Origin of the sequence: Xanthomonas sp. SHU 166, assembly GCF_000364685.1 — a bacterium.
Lineage (GTDB): Bacteria > Pseudomonadota > Gammaproteobacteria > Xanthomonadales > Xanthomonadaceae > Xanthomonas_A > Xanthomonas_A sontii.
Window position 1 is genome coordinate 1 of the sequence record NZ_AQOJ01000716.1, and the last position, 2021, is coordinate 2021.

At 64.5% G+C, this 2021-nt stretch carries 2 protein-coding genes; both read right to left on the reverse strand.

The genetic code is table 11. From position 1 onward, the window contains the following. Positions 1-1369 (reverse strand): CHASE3 domain-containing protein (locus D180_RS16665; protein ID WP_043091196.1); only part of this gene is annotated, 1369 nt, incomplete at its 3' end. Between the two features lie 465 nt (positions 1370-1834). Continuing rightward, positions 1835-2021, reverse strand: a 187-nt coding sequence (locus D180_RS24665; protein WP_232760551.1) for a hypothetical protein, incomplete at its 5' end; no start/stop codon positions are given.

Genomic DNA, 2021 nt, shown 5'->3' on the forward strand with positions numbered 1-2021 from the left:
TGGCGGCGCCGTTGATGCTGACCGCCGCGGTCTGGATCCGCGCGACGATCGCCGCGAGCTGTTCGGCGGTGGCGTTGGCATCGTCGCGCATGGTCGCGAACACGCCCTGGAACTCGCCGTGCATGCGCGCGGTCAGGTCGCCGGCGGCGATGGACTGCAGCAGTGCCGACAACGCCTGCAGGTTGCCGTCGGCGGTGGCCATCAACTGGTTGAGGCTCTCGACCATCAGGCGGAAGTCGTACTGGAAGCGCTCGGCGTCGCCACGCACGCTGAAGTCGCCGGCGGCCGCCGCACCGGCCAGATGCTTGATCTCGCTGTTCATCGCGGTCAGGTTGTGCTTGACCGTGTCCATGGTTTCGGTGAGCACGGCCTTTTCGCCGGGCAGGCGGTCCATGTCCTCGGACAGGTCGCCGATCGCGTAACGGCCCATGATCTGCGCCAGGCGCATCTTGACCGCGATATGCGAGGCGGCCAGCGCGTTGCTGTCGCGGACCATGCGCCCGTAGTCGCCTGGGAACACGGTTTCGTCCATGCGGTAGCTGATCTGGCCGGCGTCATGGCGCTGGGCCATCTCCGCCTGCGCGGCGAGCACCGCCTGCAACTGGCTCTGCATCTTGTCCATGCTCAGCAGCAGCACGCCGGCCTCGTCCTTGCTGCGCAGGTCGATCGCATTGTCGAGCTTGCCGCGGGCGATGGCGTCGGCCACGCCGATCGCGGTGCCGAGGCGCTTGAGCAACTGGCGGCGGATCACGATCGCCATGCCGACCGCGGCCACGATCACCAGCAGGTTGCCCAGCAGGACCGCCCACTTGTTCTGCGCGCGCACGGCGGTCAGGGTCTCGGTGCGCTTGGCCAGCAGGCCGCGCTCCTCGTTGCTGAAGTCGCCGAGCAGGCCGCGGATCTCCTGCATCGCCTTGCGATCGCGGGCCTGGCTGAACGCCGCGGTGATCTTTGCCGGGTCGTCGGATTGGGCGCGCAGCGCGATGATCTGCTTCTCGATGCCGACCAGGTCATCGAACGCCGCGTGCACCTTCTCCAGCCGCGCCTGCTGGCGTGGATTGTCCGCGGTCAGGCGCTTGGCCTCGGCGAAGTTCTTTTCGAATTCGGCGACGCCCGTGGTGAACGGTTGCAGATGCTGCTGCTCGCCCGCCAGCAGATAGCCACGCGAGCCGGTCTCGACGTTGAGGGCATCGATTTCCATCATGTCGCCGGTGGCCATCACCTTGTAGGTATGGTCGTTCATGTCGGCGGCGCTGTTGAGCGAAGACAGGCTGCTCAGGCTGATCGAGCCGATGACCACCGTGATCAGCACGATTACGGCAAAGCTGAGCGCGAGCCTGGCGGAGAGACTGAGATTCTTGAGCGTCATCGTCGGAGTCCTGGTGGAAAGGTGAAGCGTTGGGGATGGCGTACCCCCTTGCCTGAGTCGATGTCCGCGGAGGCGCTGGGCGGTGCCCTATCTGTTTCTGTTGCAAGTCGAAAAGCTCAGTTGATAGTTCTTGTCTTTTCAATAGGCATTGACGATTTAGACTTCCTTTACGATTTGGCTTGTCTTGCTTTGGTTGTTTTGTGGCAACTTTTGTTCAAATTTGTAGACAATTTGTGTGCGCTACCCCCGTATCGGCGTGCGCACTCTGTTCTTTAAGGCGGGATGGTGCGGATTTAGATTCGCTTCACGTTGGCTTCACTCCGACAGGGATAGGCGTCGCGCTTTTCCGGGCGCCACGCCCGTCGATTCGCCTCCAGCCGTGTGGAATGACTCAAAAAAAGAGCCCGGGAGCTGGCGCCCCCGGGCTTCGTTACCCGTGTCAGTGGGATGCGCGGTGAAGCGCGATCAGAACTCCTGCCAGTCGCCACCGCCCGCAACCAAGTCTGTGGTCTTGGCTGCAGCAACGGCCACCGGCCGGCGTGCGACCGCTGGTGGTGCAGGCATCTTGGCCGGTCGCTTGGCGCCGACGCTGGCGAGCGCGGCCGGTGGTGCGGCGCGGCGCGGTGCCGTCGGCGCCTGCTGGTCGATCTTG